A 19,151-nucleotide genomic window follows, 5' to 3' on the forward strand; every position below is an offset into this window, starting at 1 on the left:
ATCGATATAGACTAAATATTTGACTATCAACCATATTTATTTGATAGGACATCATGAAATATATAGTGCTATTCGCTTTTATCTTATGTGTAGTCTATGTGCATTTTCGTGGCAAAGTTCGCTACAAGTTCTGGCGTCAGCTCTCAGATCATTCGACATTTGTTTCACCAATCAATGTGTTTATGTATCTGTTTTCACGGGTACCCACCACGCCCTATTTAAAGCAGGATCTCTTCCCTGAATTGACCGTGCTGCGTGAAAACTGGCAGCAAATCAGGGATGAAGGTAAGGCGCTGATGGAAATCCAGCAAATCAAAGCATCGGATAAATATAATGATGCGGGTTTTAATTCGTTTTTTAAAACTGGCTGGAAACGTTTTTATCTGAAATGGTATGAAGATAGCCATCCCTCGGCGATGACACTTTGCCCTTATACCACCTCGTTATTACGCGGATTACCTTCGGTAAAGGCAGCGATGTTTGCTGAATTACCGCACGGTAGCCGCCTGCCTCGGCATCGTGATCCTTATGCCGGTTCTTTACGTTATCACCTTGGTTTAATCACCCCGAATGATGACCGCTGTTTTATTGATGTTGATGGCACCACTTACAGTTGGCGTGACGGTGAAGGCATTTTATTTGATGAAACTTATATTCATTATGCCGAGAATCAGAGTGGGCAGAATAGGCTGATCCTGTTTTGTGATATTGAGCGGCCAATGCGTTACCGCTGGGCGCAATGGATTAACCACTGGTTGGGGCGCAATTTAATGAGTGCAGCCACAGCCCCCAACGAAGAGGGGGATCGTACCGGTGGTGTCAATCGTATGTTTAAATACATCTATGCAGTGCGCAAGGTGGGGAAACGGTTGAAAGCCTGGAATCGTAGGATCTATTATTTGATTAAATGGATATTATTCGGTGGTATTGCCGTATTGATTTTTTATGCACTGTAAAAGAAAACAGCTCACAGAACAGACTATCAAATAGCGAAAGCCCCGCCCAACCTTAGCTATACGGGGCTTTCTCATCAATTATCTTGATCACTTTTCTTTTTTGACGCCCGCAACCCCGCCACAAATCCAGACTCAGACCAACATCACACCCAAAATTGATACTTAGAGTCGTCAAAAACCAATGAAATATTTTATTCTATTGATGGCTTATTTTGAAATAATATAGTTATCTAAGTCACAAAATTGTAAATTTTTTTGTAATTATAGCGTGAATAATGCATCAGTGCCGTCATCTATTCTAAGTATAATATTACTTATATATCAGTGAGATAATTGTGTGTTTGATGATGAGATACCTGTATTACCTGAAATTCCCCTCACCAAAAATGAAATTATAATGCCATGTTGTGATCGATATGGAATTTTAATTTCAATCAAAATGATATGTTGTGTCACAGTGAGTTAACATACTTATCAGTGATAACGCCAGTTGAGGATCGCCAGAAACCGCTAGCGAGCATTCATTGATAGTCTATTTTTGTCTCGTCAGGAGGATATAGATGAAAGAAGTCAGTGTTGGATTGATTGGTGGTGATTATTGCAGTCAAGCCGTCGGTTGGTTTCAGGCCGCAACCTTTGTTTGTGCTGTCAGCAGAATGAGGGGCTGGGACGTCGGTTGAGGCGGGGTAGCAAAATATAACGTATTACCAGTACCACCATGGTAATCGGTACATTTTAAAAATTGGGAGCGCAAAAGGATCATGCAAAATAAAAACCGTAGCAAGAATCATATAATATCGCACTCTGGAATAAAGCTTATTTGTCTTCAATAACTGCATTTATCTTATTAATAAATCAGAGTGTCAAAAAGTTCTTCATCACCTCCATGTTTTAAGGTGGAGAAGGAGTTACTTTTGTTTTTTGAAACCCTTTTTGACATTAAATGGATAATCAAATAAAAAGGTAATGATATGTCGTTAATGATGAATCTCAATGCACAACAGAGAAAACGATTACATCAAATAACATTAGTCGCTACATTTGGTGGCTTGCTCTTTGGTTATGATACCGGTGTTATTAATGGTGCATTTTCTTCATTGAAAGAAAATATGGCCCTGACGCCGACGACAGTGGGCCTGGTAATGAGTGTACTATTGGTCGGTGCCGCCATTGGTAGTGTTTTTGGCGGAAAATTGGCTGACTTTTTTGGTCGAAGAAAATACCTGCTCTATCTCTCCTTCGTTTTTTTCTTTGGTGCGTTATTGTGTGCATTATCACCTAATATCACCACTCTTTTAATTGCCAGATTTTTGCTTGGTTACGCGGTAGGCGGGGCATCGGTTACTGCACCTACATTTATATCCGAGGTTGCACCGACAGAAATGCGGGGCAAACTTACCGGGTTGAATGAAGTTGCCATTGTTATTGGACAATTAGCAGCATTTGCAGTAAATGCGGTAATTGGTATTGCCTGGGGCCATCTACCTGAGGTCTGGCGTTATATGCTATTGGTTCAAACTATCCCTGCTATTTGCTTGTTAGTGGGAATGTGGCGTTCGCCAGAAAGCCCCCGTTGGTTGATCAGTAAAAATAGGCGGGAAGAGGCATTAGTAATTTTAAAACAAATTCGCCCTGAGCCACGGGCTATTAAAGAGTTTAATGATATCGTAACGTTGATTGATATCGAAAAAGAAAAGAAATTGTATGCTAAAAATGATTTGGCTATTATTTTTCAAACACCGTGGATCTTAAAATTAATTTTGGTAGGTATTGCCTGGGCAGCTTTACAGCAAACTACCGGTGTTAACGTCATTATGTATTATGGTACGGAAATATTAAAAACTGCCGGATTCTCGGAAAGAATGTCGCTAATCTGTAACGTGTTAAATGGCGTTTTTTCTGTCGGGGGGATGGTTATTGGGGTTATGTTCCTGGTTGATCGTTTTAAACGGAAAACACTGATTGTGTATGGTTTTGCCCTGATGGCAACGCTGCACTTGATTATTGCTGGTGCGGATTATTATCTGGTTGGTGAAATAAAGGCCACTGTTATTTGGTTGCTGGGTGCACTGTTTGTCGGGGTCATGCAGGGTACGATGGGCTTTCTGACTTGGGTCGTATTAGCAGAACTGTTCCCATTAAAGATTCGTGGCCTATCTATGGGGATCTCAGTATTTTTCATGTGGATCATGAATGCCATTGTGAGTTACTTGTTCCCCGTGCTTCAGGCGAAACTTGGCTTGGGTCCGGTCTTCTTGATTTTTGCTCTTATCAACTATCTGGCGATTATCTTTGTGATTACCGCCTTACCAGAAACATCCAATAAATCATTAGAACAACTTGAAGAAGAACTGTCTGCCGGTAATTAATAACATAATTTTTATATGAGATAAAAAAGATCATATCGCAAAGGGGACAGATAATGATAGATAATATTACCGTTGATAACCTACACTTAGGATGTCATGCAAAAAATAAAGCTGAAGTTTTAGCAATGATAGGAAAAGAGTTTAAATTAAAAGGTTATATTAACCAAGACTGTATCTCTTTTCTTAATGAAAGAGAACAACAAGTCTCTACATTCTTAGGGAATGGTATTACCTTACCTCATCTGCCTAAATCAGCCACAAATATCATTGTTAAAACCGGTGTTGAGATTTTTCAATTCCCTGATGGTGTCATCTGGGATAGAAGTAATGTTATGTTTATTGCCATTGGGGTTATTGCTAAAGAAAAGGAGCATATTGATGTGTTAAAAGATGTAGCCTCGATTTTTAGTGATGAAATTATTGCCAATGCGCTCTCATTAATCTCAAATAAACAGGATTTTCTCCGTATCCTTAATCGTAAATAGGGGGAGGGTCGTGTAAGCCTGGAGTTGTAGGGCTTATTAGCAGATTAAATAGTAAAAAGCTCACTTGAGGTTGCTTAAGTGGGCTTTTTTAATTTGGTAGTTGTAAAACCATCTCAATGTGCTGGCTGACGCTTAACAGTAGTGATTTTTATTAACCATTTCGGCATAAAGTTATTAAGGCGATTTGATGCCATTCGCGCATGTTCTCATCCTGAAAGAGAACCTAGGTACTCAGAAAAAGAGTAGGTTACTATCGCGTATGCCTCTATATGACGTTAATAGATAACGATAGATATTTATGTTGTTTGCATAGCATGAACTTTTGGCAGTATAAAATAATAATATTATCGCAAGTCACTTATGCATAATAATATTTTCATTCATTAACAGTACAAGGAGGTAGTGTGAGAATTATTCCTATTCCTGACTATAAAACTCTACTTATATAGTGAATTATATTCATCCAGTAAACTAATCGCACAGTGGATGTGAGGGTTATTTTTACGTCAAAATTAAAATCTGATATTTAAATATATTATTATAAATAACAAAACGGAATAACCTAATATTTACATTAAGACGTTGGTGTCGAATAAATATACTTTATTCCTAATGGTGATTAAGGAAAAAGTACGGGGTGATTATAGCTAAAGGCTGTTTTTATTTATTATTACTTTACGATTATTATTAATCAAGGACAGTGTCATGTTGAAACCTATCGCGTTTTTTTTGGGATTAACAAGTTTATCCCTACTCACTTTTCATGCTCAGGCAGATGAACCATTACCCGATGAAGTTCGCGTGGCCTACGGTGGTAGCTCACAGGTTCTGGTTCTGGCGAAAGTCGATGGTTCGTTGGAAAAAGCACTCAATACCAAGGTGAAATGGGTGCAATTTGCCACCGGTGCTGATGCATTAGGTTATTTTGCCAGCGATGCGATTGATATTGCCAATATAGGTTCAAGCCCTGCGGTTGCGGGTTTGGTGCGAAAACTTCCAATAGAAATATTTGGTATATCAGGTGTGATAGCTACGTCTGAACGCCTTATTGCTAAAGATACGATTACCTCTTTGAAGGATATTGAAGGTAAACGTGTCGCTTATCCGCCTAATTCAACCGCTCAATATGCATTAGATGCCGCGATAGTGGTCAATCATATTGACCGTAATAAGGTGACATTAATTCCATTGCGACCCGCAGAAATGGTTGCTGCGTGGAAACGGGGAGATATTGACGCGGGCTATGTTTGGGCTCCTTTTGCGCAAGAGCTCGAAGTCTCTGGCGGGCATCCCGTATTCGAGACCAAACAGCTTCAGCAGGACGGTTACCTCATTTATAACAATTATGTGGTCAGAACTGCGTTTGCTAAAGCGCATCCCGAGTTATTGAGCCAATTCTTGCAAGTACATCAACAAAAAGTTGATGAATTTAAGCGTGATCCAATAAAAGCGGCGGCTATCGTGGCGAAAGATGTTGGCGCCCCGGTGACTACGGCAACCAATACCTTATCTGGTTTGGAATATCCAACACTTAAACAGCAGGAAACAGCGCAGTGGTTAGGCAACGGTTCCGATACTGATAACAGTGGTATTGGGCAGGCCGTGCATAAAACTGCTGGGTTCTTGGAAAGCATTGGTGAAGTGCGTAAACGTGACATTCCCAGCTCGTTTGAAAAGGGAATTAATGTCAGTTATTTAAAGGATGCGATCGCCGCACAAGTACAGCAATAGGGTATTTATGAATCGAGTGCAGCAGGTTGGGTTAAGCGTTGGGGCGGTTATTTCATTCTTCTTATTGTGGCAGGTGGTGGGGGCTGAGCAGTGGATCGATCCATTGCTGTTACCGCCATTATCGGATATTGCCCTCACCGCCGGCGAGTTGCTACAAGAGGGATACCGGCAAGTGCCATTGTGGCAACACATTGCTGTCAGTGTTGCCCGGGCATTGAGTGCATTCGCCGTCGCTATCTTGGTTGGCGTGCCATTGGGATTGGTTATGGGCCTGTCGCAACCTATTGCAGCGCTGCTTAATCCATTTGTGCAGTTCTTACGGTCATTACCCAAGATAGCATTGATCCCCTTAGCGGTTGTCTGGCTGGGTATCGGTGAGTCATCCAAGTTTTTCCTGATTTTTATTGCCACATTTCTCAGTGTGGTGGTCGGGGCTTGCGCTGCGGTTGAACGTATTGGGCGAGCCCGAATTCGTGTCGCCCAAACATTAGGTGCTAGCCGTCGTCAGATTTTTTTTCGTGTAGTACTACCTGAAACGCTACCTGAATTGTTTACCAGTGTGCGTTTATCCATTGGTGTTGGTTGGACGTCGCTCATTGCTGCTGAAATGGTTGCTGCGACATCAGGGCTAGGCTGGATGGTTATCAATGCCAGCTCGTATTTACGTACTGACATTGTGATGCTGGGAATACTGTTACTGGGTGGTATTGGTTATCTGCTTGATCTGCTGATTGTAGGTTTACAGCGATTAATGGTGCCATGGGCAGGGAGAGAGTAATGCGAAAGGAACAATCGGCATCTATTACGGTTAATCGGGTCAATTTGGGTTTTGCCACTAAGCAGGGGCGACAGCAGGTGCTGGAAGATATCTCTTTGAGCATCGAGCCGGGTGAATTTGTGGTCCTGCTCGGGCCGTCGGGCTGTGGTAAGTCAACCATTCTTAATTTGATAGCCGGCTTTGAGCACCCCGACAGTGGCAATATTCAATGCCAGGGAAATGTGGTGTCAGCACCTGGACCGGATCGAGGGATGGTATTTCAGCAGGCAAATCTATTCCCATGGTTAACGGTGCGCGATAACGTCTCTTTCGGCCCACGGATGCAGGGGGCGACGCCTGCGGAAATCCTACCGGAAACACAGGCATTTCTGAAACTGGTGGGTTTGCAAGGGTTTGAAGATCACTATCCATGGCAATTATCCGGTGGTATGAAACAACGGGTCGCGATGGCCAGAGCCTGGTTACCCAACCCCGACATATTGCTGATGGATGAACCTTTTGGTGCGTTGGACGCGCAAACCCGTCTCATGATGCAGGAATTGTTGTTATCAGCCTGGCAGCAAACGGGCACCACGATTTTGTTTGTGACACATGATGTTGAGGAGGCTCTGTTTCTGGCCGACCGGATCCTTATCATGTCAGCACACCCCGGTTGTATCGTAGATGAAATAAGACTGCCTTTTGGCCGTCAGCGTGACATAGAAACGTTGGCTCAGGCTGAGGGTTATAGCGAAATTAAACAGCGGGTATTGCATCGAGTTCGTAGTGAAGCCCGCCGTCATTTCAATAACTAATATAATATTATTAAGGAATTACTATGCATCTCGCTCGGTTTCCTCGCCTTTCATTGGGCCATTTCCCTACGCCGTTAGAGGCGTTGCCCGCGTTATCACGTTATTTAGGTGGTCCTAATATTTATATTAAACGTGATGATTGCACGGGGCTGGCGACCGGTGGCAACAAGACGCGTAAATTAGAATTTCTGCTGGCGGATGCGCTGCAACAAGGGGCCGATGTGGTGATTACGCAAGGGGCTACCCAGTCAAATCATGTCCGTCAGACGATTGCTGCGGCGGCAAAACTGGGTTTGGAAGCGCAAATTTTGCTGGAGAAACGAGTCAGTGATTTCGGCGATGATTACCAGTTTTCGGGCAATATCTTGTTGGATAATTTATTAGGGGGAACGATAGCGGCTCACTTGCCAGCGGGGACGGATATGCAGCAGGCGATGGAGCATTTGGCAGAGACATTGCGGGCACAAGGGAAAAAGCCTTATATCATCCCGGGTGGTGGGTCTAATCCGATCGGTGCTTTAGGTTATGTTGCTTGCGCGCAAGAGTTACTTTATCAGTCTAGCCAGCAGCAGCTACGAATTGATCATATCGTACACGCAACAGGCAGTACGGGAACACAAGCCGGGTTGGTTACAGGGCTGGTTGCCAGTAATAGTGGTATTCCGGTACTGGGCATCAGTGTTCGCGCACCACAAGATAAACAGGAGCAAAATGTTTACTCTTTGGCACAACGGACTGGGGAACTGCTGGGGCTAAAGGGGGAATTCCCTCGGGAAAGCGTGATCGTTAATAGCGATTATGTCGGTGCGGGTTATGGTTTACCGACTGATGGCATGCTTGAAGCGCTAACGTTGGTGGCACAATTAGAAGGGATTCTGCTTGATCCCGTCTATTCAGGAAAAGGAATGGCGGGGTTGATCGATTTAGTGCGTCAGGGGTATTTTTCACCAGATGATAATGTTGTCTTTATCCATACCGGCGGTTCTGCCGGGCTGTTCGGTTACCGCCAGGTATTGGAGCAGGTAGGCAAGGATGACTAAACCTCTTTTATTTGGTGTGCTGGGTGGGATGGGACCCCTTGCAACACTGGATCTATTGCACAAAATTATTGAAGTAACGCCAGTTAGTCGGGATCAGGACCATTTACCGGTAGTGACATGGAATGTCCCGCAAATACCTGATCGACAAAAAGCATTGGCGGGATGTGGGGAATCACCATTGCCACAGTTGTTACATGCAATACAGCAACTGAATCAGTTAGATGTCAGTCATATTGCTATACCCTGTAATACGGCACATCATTGGTACCCACAACTGGCCAATGCTAGCCGGGCACCTATCCTGCATATTGTCGATATTGCCGTAGCCCACATAGCTAGTTTGCACCCCCGACCACAACGGGTCGGGGTGATCGCAACCGAGGCAACACTGCAAGCTCAGTGGTATCAGCAGCGATTGGCGGCATTAGGGATCAGCGTCATTTTACCGACCGAACAGGCATTAAAAACCTTGTTTGTCCCAGGATGTTATGCGGTAAAGCGTGGTGAGGTAGCTCTTGGGGGCCAACTCTTGCAACAGTTGGCTACAGAATTGGTAGGGCGTGGTGCCGAAAAGTTAGTGTTGGCTTGTACTGAAATTCCGCTCGCGTTTAACGCTATTGAATCGCCACTACTGGCTTTGAGTATTGACCCTGCATATGCCTTAGCTCAGCATTGTGTGACGTTATGGCAACATTCACAATCGGCTAATAGTTTTCACATACAATAACGCCCTTTTTAAATAGGGCGGTTTAAATGATTAATTTCGGCGCATTACGGGGATGTTGTGGTAAATAACTATTTTAAATTTTCTGGAACGGATTGCAAATTGGATAATTGCTGCCAACTGACATCATCAATAAATATGCCATGAGTCGAACGTTGTTGATGATTTCTTTGTTCCCATTCTCCAGATAATGTCAGATTATTATCAGAATGGGAACTGCGTACCCAGTCTAACAGGGCTGGTATTTCCTGCTGATAACGCTGTGCTCCGCCCAAACGCTCAGGGTCAATTAATATTGTCAGCATATTATTGATGATTCTCTGCTTCCCCGGCTGTAGCGCGCCGAAAAAAATGAGAAAACGATTCAGATAGTTTGATAATTCAAAAGCTAGATTGGTTTTCTCATTTTACATGATTTTTATATTAACCTGTGACGCTCTTCTGCTGGGATGTATTTGTAGATAGTTTTAGGTGATACATCGAGCACCAAAGCCACTTGATGCATGCTTGCGCCATTTGCAAACATTCGTCTAGCTCGCGCAACAACTTCAGTTGTCATTATCCTGCGCCGCCCTCCTACTCGGCCCTCAGCCCTAGCAACAGCAAGGCCAGCAAGCGTGCGCTCCACTATTAGCTCGCGTTCCATTTCTGCCAGTGCTGACATGACATGAAAGAAAAACCGGCCCATCGCAGTGCTGGTATCAATGCTATCGGTCAAACTGCGGAAGTGCACACCACGGTTTTTAAGCTCTTCAATCAAACCAATTAGGTGGCGAACGCTACGGCCCAGCCTGTCAAGCTTCCACACAACCAATGTATCCCCTTGCGACATGGTGCGCATTGCACGCTTCAAGCCTGGTCGATCAGATGATTTCCCACTTATCTTATCCTCAAAAATTTGTACGCAATTTGCACTAATTAATGCATGACGTTGTAACTCTGTGTTTTGGTCATTTGTTGATACCCTGATATAGCCTATAAGCACCTTATTTCCCTCATAAAATAAGTGGAGTTTGTCACAAATAAGCTATAGGAAAAATGAGTTGGTAAATATCCAAGTCTCTTAAACCTTGGTTTGGGCGACGCAGCAAAACAAGGGGTTGCGACTAACGCACAAATGGCAGCCGGTACCGCAACAAATTTGCTGCCAACTGTCGCAGCGGTCATGAGTCTATTTAACAAACGGACTTTCACAGCGAATGACTATATTCGAATCCCTGACGTTCCTGGCGGGCTAATTGTGCAATGGGGGCTGGTAACGTCAGGGGCCAGCGGTGATGCCCCATGGATTTACCCAACGCCGTTTCCAAATGCGCGCTTGGGTACGTGGGGGATATTTCACCGATTTGGCGTTGCGGGTACGGATTTTCCGACTATCTCGTTTAACAACATTTCAGACCCAACGCCGAAAACTCTGACCAACTTTCACTTACGCGCTAATGGCGTGGCGGGTGCCTTTTCAGCATTTGTATTCGCAATAGGAAACTAAAATGACAACTGCTTATTTTTCACCATCATTAAAATCATTTATTCCTGCTGCATGGAAAGAAGATGGAACTTACACAGAGGATTCGTGGCCCGTTGATGCAGTTTTGGCGACAGACGAGGAAGTCGCGATGTTCTGGAAACAGACGCCACCACCGAGGAAAATGCTAGGCGTCATAGATGAACGTCCTGCATGGGTAGACTTACCACCACTGACAGATGAGCAGCTTGCAGAGATAAAAGCGATCAATGTAACGCAAACTCAAGAAACTAAAATAAAGCTGATTAGCGGTGCAAGCGATAAGATAGAAACCCTAAAAGACCGTATCGATGCAGGACAAGACAAAGCTGCCGAGTTGAAACTGTGGAAGTTATATCGTATTGCGCTTGATGATATTGATGTGAACTCTGCGCCGGATATTGAGTGGCCTTTAGCGCCAGAGTAATAGTAATAACCGGGCTAATTAGCCCGGTTATATTGCATATCTAACGTTGAAGTTTTGATAGAAATATCAAGTATCTTTCGTCGTTTTCTTCAACTTCTCCGAGATGATGAAAATACTCTGATGATTGATGTTCAGGAAAAACGCTAGCAACTTCCGTTTCAGTATCATCTGTAAAATCAACGTAAACTTTTTGCTTTATTACTTTTGCCATGTTTAATCACCTAAAAAGAATAACCTGATATATAAATTACGGCTGGTGATGGCGCTGATAGCGTTGTGCCGTAGATATAATAAAGCGCTTGCTGCTCTGTTATGTCGATACTGTAGCTACCTACAATGTCCTGCCCGGCTGTGACTGGTAATCCAGCGCGAATTTCTTGGTTGCCACACATCGAAGCATCGCCCGAAATTTGATACGAAGCGAATCCTGGTGAAGTAGTGCCCCCGCCGACCTGCGCTGAGCCTTTTATTGCAATAGCGTTGCGTGGTACTGACGATGCTATTGCTAATCGCGTTGCTACACCTGATGTTGTTGTCGATAACGCAATTACGCGCTGGAAAGAGAGATTACGCCCAACAAGCTGACTAACTTTAAACTTGCTCGCGGCGATCGGATTGACGCTGACAAGTGCTGATGCTGTGTAACCGGCTGGCATCACCCCAGCGCACACTTCAGGCGCAACTGCTGATGTTGCGTTGACTGCAAGCAATGCGGATGTTTGAGTTGTCGGGTTATAAATCGCATATAGCGCTACAAATCCAGTCACAGGAACCGTGCCAGTATCCATACCGCCCACGCCAGTAGTCGCAAGGTTAATTACGTTGCTAAAACCGTTAAGTTTGTATTGCAGCCCCCCAATCGCATCTTGAACAATTAATTCATCGGCGGTAAATGTTGCTGTTGCCAAAGTCACTGGGATGTTCATTTTTGCATTGCGTGATGTGCCAACGATGCCAGTTAGCTGTGGCAGATGGACGACGTCGCCCAAACCAAGGTTTAAGAGAGTTGCAGCAACAGCTACGGGGCCAGCGGTGGTAATTTCAGATAAATTATTGGCAATTTTTAACGCCGCAACATCAACCGCTCTAACAGCTTTAGGGGTCGCGGCGAATATTTCGCTAGTGCTGTTGGTTGCATTACTTAATTGAACAATACCTTTTTGGGTTAATGAGGCATCTTTAAGATCAGGGACACCTAAAGTAATGAGATACTGTATAGCCTCACTAAGTTGAGACAAATTTTCTTTATCGGGAGGAATGTCCGCCGCAGCTAAAACATTCAGAATTTCAGACTGAATGATGTTGAACCACGTCGAACCTGGCCAGCTCGGTGGAACGCCATTGCCACCTTCAGTAAACCATTTCGTGGTATTACTCTGCACCGGCGGTAAATTTGGCATAACCGGTACGCCTGTTTCGTTATCTAAATGAAACATTAAAAATCTCCTTCATATATAAATTCATAACCCGTTCCCGCCAGCCGATATTTATTTAAAACGCATTCGAGCATCATGGCCTGGTCGCTGACAAGGGGGGTAAGTACGTTATCAAGCACCGTAAAACGGCCATCAGGTATCTGATAGACATGTACTTTCAATACAAATCGATAACGGGCGGGATACAGCGGATAGGTACAGCTTCGCAAGCAGTGATGGGGTAATATCACCTCAACTTCAATAGTAAATCCCAGCGCGGCGGCTACAGCTTCAATCTGCCAAGGGGCCAATCCACCTTTTCGGTAGTATTTCTCAATAACAGCATTGCGACGCGAATCAAAAGTAATATTGGGAATATTGCATTCAGGGAGTGCTAAGTATTCTTCCCACTCGGGCAATAATAAAACCGTTGTATCAGGGCGCATTTCCAGCAATAACAAATCAGCACTACTTTCAGCACGATTTAAACGCCCGCTAAAGCCCCTTAGAAGTGCGCTTAAATTAGCGGTTACATCGCGTGGCCAAGCCTTTCCCCTCGGCATTAATTGCTGTAAGACATTTTGCCAAGCCGTTACGCTGTGAGCCATGTAACTTCTCCAATCGTAATTAACTCTTCATCCTGGCAAGTAATATCAGCAGCAATATTAAGTTGATAATCCTTAACACCATTAGCAGTACCAATGGCAGTGCGTAACGCTGATAGCAATAATGTTTCGCCTGGTGATAACTGGCGTTGTAATAGATTCAGGTTAGTCAGCGTTGACGCGCGGGTTTCTGCGGTATCCGGTGTTAATTTTATATTCGGATTGAGTGGTTTTAACGTAAGGTCAAATATCCATACCTCAGTGCCACCAGGCTTACCGACATATTCGCCCGTTGCTGGGTCAGTATGGCGAAACAGATATTCATGCATCGCGGCTTTATCGGCAGACGTTGGGGTGATGTCTGTACGGCCATCATATACCCACGCTAATCCTACTGTTCCTAAACCATGCCATAAGTCTTCAGCCCATGCCCGACTTACACCCGGCACTTCACGCGCCCAGCCGACATAATCATGCACAGCCCCCCCCACAGGGGGATTACGTTTACGAAATAACAAACGGTCTAACAACTCACTGATTGGTTCAATATCGGTACCGTTCATGATACCGTCATCACCCACAACACCAATGCTCTCTACACCTGGTATCGGTTGGATTAACGTTAATGAATTTCCACCATCTATGTTGCCTGTGGTGCCAATAATATCGGCCTGCACAATAACAGTGATAACCCCATTAGCTGCTTCACCGGCATCAATAACGCTGTAGCCTATACCGGTTGTCGTCTGCATTTCTGTATCAAGCGGAATCGGCCTATTGCCATTAAATACCACTGGCCCAGTGGCAAAAGTGGCTTGTTTTTGAATAACACCTTCATTACGGGCAGTATCAATAATTGTTTGATCATCTGAGTTCGGTGAAGGAATTATTTGTGCCACAATCCAAGATTGATAATCATACAAATCACGAATACTACCGCTTACTGCAATATTTAAAGCACGTTCAACACCGACAATCGGTAATTGCTCGTCTAATTCAATTTGAATATCTTGCGCACCGGTATTAATAAGCTGGCGAATCGTTGGCACATTAAATGGCATATTCAATCGCCTCCCAGCGTTTTTTTATTTCTACTGTCAGTGAAGTTTTATCAGGGCGAGTTAACAGTACGGATAACCAAATCCAGTTGGTTTGCGGGATAGTGGCTTCAACTTGAATTGACCTTACCAGCCCGGCACGTGCCAGCGGTTGAAGGGCTATTCCTGCGTAATTCTGAGCTTTAAGGCGAACTTCTTCAGTGAGTTTTTCACGCTCAAGCAACCACAGCCAGGAACCCCATTCAAACTCACTGAATGAATCACCAGGCCAACCGCGCCGGTCATCCGTTCCATCCGGTATTTCATCGCTGGTCTTAGCTTTAGCATCAGTAAACAGACAAATCAGGATTAAAGTAACAAGCCCTTCGTCAAGCGAAAGGCCATTGTGGGTTATTTCAATATCACCGCCCGCGGGGACGTGCCAATTTAATCTGATGGTCATAGCATTTTCGTTGTTTCAGCACCGTCGCCATCCTCATGAATATGGTCAAATATACTTTTTCCTTTAACCGTAATATCATCTTCAAAGTTTGTCGGGCCGGTGACATTGATGAGTTTACTATTAATGTCACATTGTTCTTCAGCAACCAGATTAACTCTTTTCCCCCTTAGTTCTATTAACCCGTCTTTCTTCAAAATAATGGTATGCCCCTCTTTGTGATAAAGGCAAACATCGTTAGGATCCAACCCTTTTGGCCGACTGTTTTTATCTTCTACAGCAATGGCAATCTGACCAGAACGGCGACCACCTACGGCAATGACAATGGCTTCAGAGCCAGTTGGAGGGACAGAGGTTAATCCGTAGTTTTGAAAGCGTTCAACCTCGTCATTGGTTTCATCGGCAAGAGATTGGAGCTGAAGGTTTTGACGGCCCAAACTATCAGTGACCATCCGTACTACGGCACGATCAACAATTAGTCGCATACGCCTACCAAGGGCAGTGATTGACCGGCCAAAATTAGCAATATCTAATCCCATGTCACCCCCACTTCAGTGCCTTTTTTACCTTTCTTGCTCTTCGTGTTTTCGGCTGGTATATCCATAGACTCAGGGGGAACTAAAGACAGTATTGTTAATCGACCATTATCCCCTTCTGAAAAGGAAACGGTTTTAATTAACCAGGTCGCATTCAATTGCTGAATAGCGTCTTCTACTTGAACAAGCTTATTTGTCTGCCAGAGTGGGCCGCTATCATTATTCTCCCGCCAACCCGCCAGAGTTATTTCAGAGGTGTTGGCTTCACCCAACGCGCTGGCCTTGAGCCATTCCCCACGTGCACTGGCTCCGCCTACGGTGAGGTTATCTTCATTAACCAATATCTTTGGGCGATAACGAGTAATTTCAGGGTCACTGATAATTATCTGGCGGCCACCAACCACTTTAACCGGCTGCTCGCCCCATGTGGTGCCACCTGCTGATGCAGAGCCTTTTATAATGTATTGGCTAGCCCGTTCGCGCCAACTGAAACGGCCACGGGCGGCAAGAATATTTTGACCAAGGACAAGAGACACACCGGCACGCTTTGTTGATGCGCGGGTAATAATTAACCGGCCCCAAGCATCTGACGTCATCAGTACACCCCGTTGCTTGGCCATACGATCAAGTAACTCGAATCCGGTTTCACCTTGTTCCAAAGTGATGTTGCTGAACGTCTCACCAGTATCAGTTTCAGTGATGACCTGAATGCCATAAGGCTTACATATAGTTGCAGCTATTTGTTCCAGTTTCTGTCCACGCCACTGGCCCGACTTATCAACAACAGAGCTATCAACCAGGTCACCGGTCTTATCACGACCAAGCACCCGCAAAGAAACAGAAGTTGCATCATAACTCGGGATGAAATCATCAATGTAACCGGTTAATACACGGTCTGGCCCTATGTCGACACTGCAAGGCATACCTGGCTTAATGGTGCGAGGGGCGGCATCTGACCACTGGGCGGTGACAGTAAGATCAAACTCGCCAGCGATACTTTCCAGCGAACGGTTAATAACCATATCAGTCCAGCCACCAAAAATGGTGCCGTTAACACTCAATGTCAGTGGTTCACTCATTGCCAACGACCTCTATAATTTGGGATGGAAGAATGAAAGCGGGATAACGCAAGCGGTTACGAATAACCAGGGCATCACGTTGTTCGGCATCGCCGGTTTCGCGCCAGGCTAACAACATCATCGGCACCGAATGGGTTGGGGACACACGCCGCAACTCCGGTAACTGGACGCTGCGAATACGCACATCATTCACCACGGCAAATCGCAGATCACGTAATGAACGCCAAAGTTCACGCTGGCCTGATTCAACGGCAATATTGGCTTGCTCTCCCAGCCGTTCTGCCAAGGCATCACCGATAGTTGTCGCCTGCTGGCTGGTTTCAAATGTGGTTGTGGCGACGGTTTCAGCCTGAGCAACTAGCGCAGAGGTGATAACCACTGCGCTAAAATCATCGATATTGGCTTGCATCGCATCCGAAATATCAACCAGAGAGGCAGGAGTAACACTGCTGGCCGTTCCTGCATCGGCATTAACCGCAACATTGTTTGCTAAGGAGTTTGTGGCCGCTCTTGCTGCTCTGTCGCCATCCCAACGGTCACGCAATTGGTCATACACCCGCAATGCCCAAGGTGCCTCGGTCACCAAATCTTTCATATCACTAACCAACCCAGTGATATCTCGAATCATTTCGCCTGGCGCGGCGATAACGATGCCAGACAAGTTTTTAAAGCGGTTTAGCCTGTCCATCCATTCATTCAGCGCTTCGGGCAAGGTTGGCAAATTAGCCACAAACCCTTGCAAATCATCAAGCAAGGTATCAACCATGCTACCCAAGCCATCAAGAGCGGCAAAGTAATCACCGTTGGCCAGTGCATCTTTCACTGCGTCAGCACCACTTAACGTGGTGGCGGTAGTATCTTCTTGCTGTGCTGGAAAAAGCTGCTCACCTGCTTCATAAACCTCAAAAGAAACATAAGCAATGCCTCCCTCTTCGGTGGTCAGTTTATGGGTAACTTTGCCTACCTGTACCTGCTGAATACCAAACCATGGATGAACCAAATCCCCTGGCCCAGGGGTATTCAGCGCGGCCAATAGCTGGTTTAACTGGGTTTTGTAATCTTTCCCCAACAGCTTTGCATTAATTTGCTGCTCAGTCAGTACCGCGCCATGGTCTTCAGTCCAGCCCACTTCCTTTTTCGGGTAAGCATGAGGGATTGCCCTACGGCCACCGGTACCCTCAACATCAACAAAAAAGAATGAAACACCACGAAATGAAGCAGGTAGCAGGTCTTCCCATTGGGTTTTAGCCATCAGTCTTGCCCCACATTACGTACACCAGATTGCGCACTGAGCGTCACGCCTGGCTGATTCATGGAAACGCTTTTGACTCGGGCGTCACCCTCAACGACCACCCGAATTTCGCCTTGCAGCTGCGGGGGAACCATCGGATAGATTGACGCTTGGTTTTGTGACTGAAGGGAAGCCCAAGGTGACGGGTCTTTATATTCAGGAGTCGAGTTTATCCATTCTTTGAGTTCCGCCCATACTGATGATGGGTCAACTTGAGTGGACTTAATATTGCTACTTTGGGCTGCTTCATCAGCCCATGACCGGACGGAAGAATTTTTAGCCCACTCGCCAGCGCCTGATGAATCGTAAATGGTCTTTGCACCCCAGTGAGCTAATTCATTCTGCGCATAAACCATCCCAGCCCCCGTTAAAGCGCGGGTTGCTGCTCCCCAAAAACCGCCAGAGGTTGGAGCCGGTGGTGCTGGGTTTCCTCCTGGTAAAGGTTGTTTTGGACCATTTGGGTTACCACCTGCGGGGAGTCCACCGGCTCCCATATTCACGACGTAAACAGGCATAACACCGGAACCAAAGGCATCCGTTACGCCTTTTGGTACCCCTTTTTTACCTGGATTAAGGAAGTCATAAGCGCCTTTACCAATCTGGTATGCCTTACGGGCGGCAAGGAGTCCACCAACAGCAAGAGTGACGTTTTTCCCAATTTCTAACCAGTTCTGCACAGTTTCCTGGTCTACAGAATTCAATGCATCGGCCAGTTCCTGAACCGGCTTGGCCAACTGCGCGTTAGCAAACTTTTGGCCGATGGTAGTTAAACTCTGTAAGGAGGAGGTGAAATCCTGTGCTGCATAGTTGGCATCAGCCATAATGCTCGTGCCATCGGCAACCACACCCATATAAGTCTTTAATTTTGCCGCCCCAGCCTCACTGGATACACCGGCGATCAAGTCCATACTCTCTTGACCAAACCCCACTTGCATCAACTCGCCACGCTGACCTTTGCCACCTTTCTTGCCGCCGCGCATAGAACCGGTTGAAATCTCGCTCAGCAAGACAGGCAAGTCACGAATCGTGCCATCTTTGTTAAAGACATTTACCCCTTTTTGCTTAAGGGTATTTACCACTTTGGGGTTTTGCAGGTCGCGAATAAAGTTCTCAACCATGGTGGCGGTTTTATCTCTATTGGCGGTAACGTCTTGTGCCGCTTCGGCAGTGGCCGCAACCGACATAACCCCGCGCACCCCTTTACCACCCGCCGCCGCATACAACGATAGCGAGGCTGGCAGCTTTTCAGCCATGTCTTTTAGCTCAAATGCACCTTCTTTACCAAGCTTGTTCATGCCATCCAGCGCCAAACGAACAGTGTCTGAATCCTGAATAAGAAACTTGCGATACTCAGCAATCAGCCCACCGATGCTTTCACCGGAACCACCCGAGCCTGCAACGGTTGCACCAATATTCTCACGGTTTTGCACAGCAAAATCTAAATCGCCAGTTCGCCCGTTAATCTCTTCATATGCACCAAAAATCTCGCTGCTATCGACTTTAAACTTGATTGACACATCTTGAATATCGCCGAAAACAGCTTGCATATCTTGCTTGGTTTTATCCGCAGTAATACCTAACCGGGTTAACCGGCGGTCTACAGTAGCGTATTGTTTTAGCATTGCGCCGCCAGCAAAACCGGCAATCGCCGCGCTATACCGATTACCCAGTTGGTCTAACCCACGACCTGCTGCTGCACTGGTTGCCTGAATAACCGACATAGCCCGTTTATTATTTTGAGCAAAACCAGACATGCTGCTGCCATACTGGCGAGCCTTCGCCACAAGGTTACCCGCCAAATTGATGATGATTTCAGTGTCAAGACGGCTTGCCATGCGACTTCCTCAATTGTTCGGTGATACGAAACAGTTGTCGTAACGGCAACTGTTCCAAATAGGCGGGATTAAATCGGGCAGATAG

21 protein-coding genes are annotated in these 19,151 nt (G+C 45.5%); 10 read left to right on the top strand and 11 right to left on the bottom strand.

All coding sequences use genetic code 11. The features are described from left to right. The first annotated feature begins 53 nt into the window (after nt 1-53). The 8 genes from lpxO to Q2T72_RS08535 all read left to right on the top strand — a co-directional run bounded on the left by lpxO (nt 54) and on the right by Q2T72_RS08535 (nt 8,880). On the top strand, nt 54-956 hold the full coding sequence (gene lpxO / locus Q2T72_RS08500) for a lipid A hydroxylase LpxO (RefSeq protein WP_372568959.1): 903 nt from the start codon (nt 54-56) through the stop codon (nt 954-956). Between the two features lie 971 nt (nt 957-1,927). Then, nucleotides 1,928-3,325: a sugar porter family MFS transporter gene (locus Q2T72_RS08505; RefSeq protein ID WP_083159207.1), complete on the top strand. Its 1,398-nt coding sequence runs from the start codon at nt 1,928-1,930 to the stop codon at nt 3,323-3,325. A gap of 53 nt (nt 3,326-3,378) precedes the next feature. Further along, nucleotides 3,379-3,810, top strand: coding sequence for a PTS sugar transporter subunit IIA (locus Q2T72_RS08510; protein ID WP_372558574.1), 432 nt, complete (start codon nt 3,379-3,381; stop codon nt 3,808-3,810). A 708-nt stretch (nt 3,811-4,518) separates the two neighbouring features. Beyond that, nucleotides 4,519-5,541, top strand: a complete 1,023-nt coding sequence (locus tag Q2T72_RS08515) for a glycine betaine ABC transporter substrate-binding protein (RefSeq protein WP_372569874.1) — start codon at nt 4,519-4,521, stop codon at nt 5,539-5,541. A 7-nt stretch (nt 5,542-5,548) separates the two neighbouring features. Further along, nucleotides 5,549-6,319, top strand: coding sequence for an ABC transporter permease (locus tag Q2T72_RS08520; protein ID WP_372568960.1), 771 nt, complete (start codon nt 5,549-5,551; stop codon nt 6,317-6,319). Continuing rightward, a complete protein-coding gene (locus Q2T72_RS08525; RefSeq protein ID WP_372568961.1) occupies nt 6,319-7,113 on the top strand; it encodes an ABC transporter ATP-binding protein in 795 nt (264 codons plus the stop codon). The genes Q2T72_RS08520 and Q2T72_RS08525 overlap by 1 nt, the downstream gene beginning before the upstream one ends. Before the next feature lie 23 nt (nt 7,114-7,136). Further along, a complete protein-coding gene (locus Q2T72_RS08530) occupies nt 7,137-8,153 on the top strand; it encodes a D-cysteine desulfhydrase (RefSeq protein WP_372558577.1) in 1,017 nt (338 codons plus the stop codon). Next, nucleotides 8,146-8,880: an aspartate/glutamate racemase family protein gene (locus tag Q2T72_RS08535; protein WP_372558578.1), complete on the top strand. Its 735-nt coding sequence runs from the start codon at nt 8,146-8,148 to the stop codon at nt 8,878-8,880. Before Q2T72_RS08530 ends, Q2T72_RS08535 begins: the two co-directional genes overlap by 8 nt. 68 nt (nt 8,881-8,948) lie before the next feature. Here Q2T72_RS08535 and Q2T72_RS08540 read toward each other — a convergent pair whose 3' ends face one another. After that, on the bottom strand, nt 8,949-9,182 hold the full coding sequence (locus Q2T72_RS08540) for a hypothetical protein (protein ID WP_372568962.1): 234 nt from the start codon (nt 9,180-9,182) through the stop codon (nt 8,949-8,951). A gap of 113 nt (nt 9,183-9,295) precedes the next feature. Continuing rightward, nucleotides 9,296-9,862, bottom strand: a complete 567-nt coding sequence (locus Q2T72_RS08545; RefSeq protein WP_372568963.1) for a recombinase family protein — start codon at nt 9,860-9,862, stop codon at nt 9,296-9,298. 90 nt (nt 9,863-9,952) lie between these two features. Here Q2T72_RS08545 and Q2T72_RS08550 point away from each other — a divergent pair, with 90 nt between their 5' ends. Both Q2T72_RS08550 and Q2T72_RS08555 read left to right on the top strand, forming a co-directional pair. Continuing rightward, the gene (locus tag Q2T72_RS08550; protein WP_372568964.1) at nt 9,953-10,366 is read left to right on the top strand and encodes a hypothetical protein; all 414 of its coding nucleotides are present in this window, start codon (nt 9,953-9,955) and stop codon (nt 10,364-10,366) included. A 1-nt stretch (nt 10,367) separates the two neighbouring features. Next, nucleotides 10,368-10,808 (top strand): tail fiber assembly protein, encoded by a 441-nt coding sequence (locus tag Q2T72_RS08555; RefSeq protein ID WP_372568965.1) that lies wholly within the window; start codon nt 10,368-10,370, stop codon nt 10,806-10,808. Between the two features lie 40 nt (nt 10,809-10,848). Here Q2T72_RS08555 and Q2T72_RS08560 read toward each other — a convergent pair whose 3' ends face one another. Genes Q2T72_RS08560 through Q2T72_RS08600 form a run of 9 tightly spaced genes read right to left on the bottom strand, consistent with a single transcriptional unit; the run spans nt 10,849 to nt 19,066 of the window. After that, the gene (locus tag Q2T72_RS08560; RefSeq protein ID WP_372568966.1) at nt 10,849-11,019 is read right to left on the bottom strand and encodes a hypothetical protein; all 171 of its coding nucleotides are present in this window, start codon (nt 11,017-11,019) and stop codon (nt 10,849-10,851) included. Between the two features lie 10 nt (nt 11,020-11,029). Continuing rightward, a complete protein-coding gene (locus tag Q2T72_RS08565; protein ID WP_372568967.1) occupies nt 11,030-12,244 on the bottom strand; it encodes a phage tail protein in 1,215 nt (404 codons plus the stop codon). Continuing rightward, nucleotides 12,244-12,831 (bottom strand): YmfQ family protein, encoded by a 588-nt coding sequence (locus Q2T72_RS08570; protein WP_050158067.1) that lies wholly within the window; start codon nt 12,829-12,831, stop codon nt 12,244-12,246. Before Q2T72_RS08570 ends, Q2T72_RS08565 begins: the two co-directional genes overlap by 1 nt. After that, nucleotides 12,816-13,889 (bottom strand): baseplate J/gp47 family protein, encoded by a 1,074-nt coding sequence (locus Q2T72_RS08575; protein WP_372568968.1) that lies wholly within the window; start codon nt 13,887-13,889, stop codon nt 12,816-12,818. The genes Q2T72_RS08570 and Q2T72_RS08575 overlap by 16 nt, the downstream gene beginning before the upstream one ends. Next, complete coding sequence (locus Q2T72_RS08580; RefSeq protein WP_050158064.1) at nt 13,879-14,328, bottom strand: phage GP46 family protein; 450 nt, start codon at nt 14,326-14,328, stop codon at nt 13,879-13,881. The genes Q2T72_RS08575 and Q2T72_RS08580 overlap by 11 nt, the downstream gene beginning before the upstream one ends. Then, nucleotides 14,325-14,864, bottom strand: coding sequence for a phage baseplate assembly protein V (locus Q2T72_RS08585; protein WP_167311043.1), 540 nt, complete (start codon nt 14,862-14,864; stop codon nt 14,325-14,327). Before Q2T72_RS08585 ends, Q2T72_RS08580 begins: the two co-directional genes overlap by 4 nt. Further along, on the bottom strand, nt 14,855-15,940 hold the full coding sequence (locus Q2T72_RS08590; RefSeq protein WP_372568969.1) for a phage baseplate assembly protein: 1,086 nt from the start codon (nt 15,938-15,940) through the stop codon (nt 14,855-14,857). The genes Q2T72_RS08585 and Q2T72_RS08590 overlap by 10 nt, the downstream gene beginning before the upstream one ends. Further along, entirely contained in the window at nt 15,933-17,192 is a 1,260-nt protein-coding gene (locus tag Q2T72_RS08595; protein WP_372568970.1) for a DNA circularization protein, read from the bottom strand. The genes Q2T72_RS08590 and Q2T72_RS08595 overlap by 8 nt, the downstream gene beginning before the upstream one ends. After that, nucleotides 17,192-19,066 carry a phage tail tape measure protein gene (locus Q2T72_RS08600; protein ID WP_372568971.1) on the bottom strand — a complete coding sequence of 625 codons (1,875 nt, stop codon included), beginning with the start codon at nt 19,064-19,066 and terminating at the stop codon, nt 17,192-17,194. The genes Q2T72_RS08595 and Q2T72_RS08600 overlap by 1 nt, the downstream gene beginning before the upstream one ends. Nucleotides 19,067-19,151 lie beyond the last annotated feature (85 nt).

The sequence above is a fragment of the Yersinia sp. 2466 StPb PI genome (assembly GCF_041538325.1).
In the GTDB taxonomy this organism is placed as follows: domain Bacteria; phylum Pseudomonadota; class Gammaproteobacteria; order Enterobacterales; family Enterobacteriaceae; genus Yersinia; species Yersinia enterocolitica_E.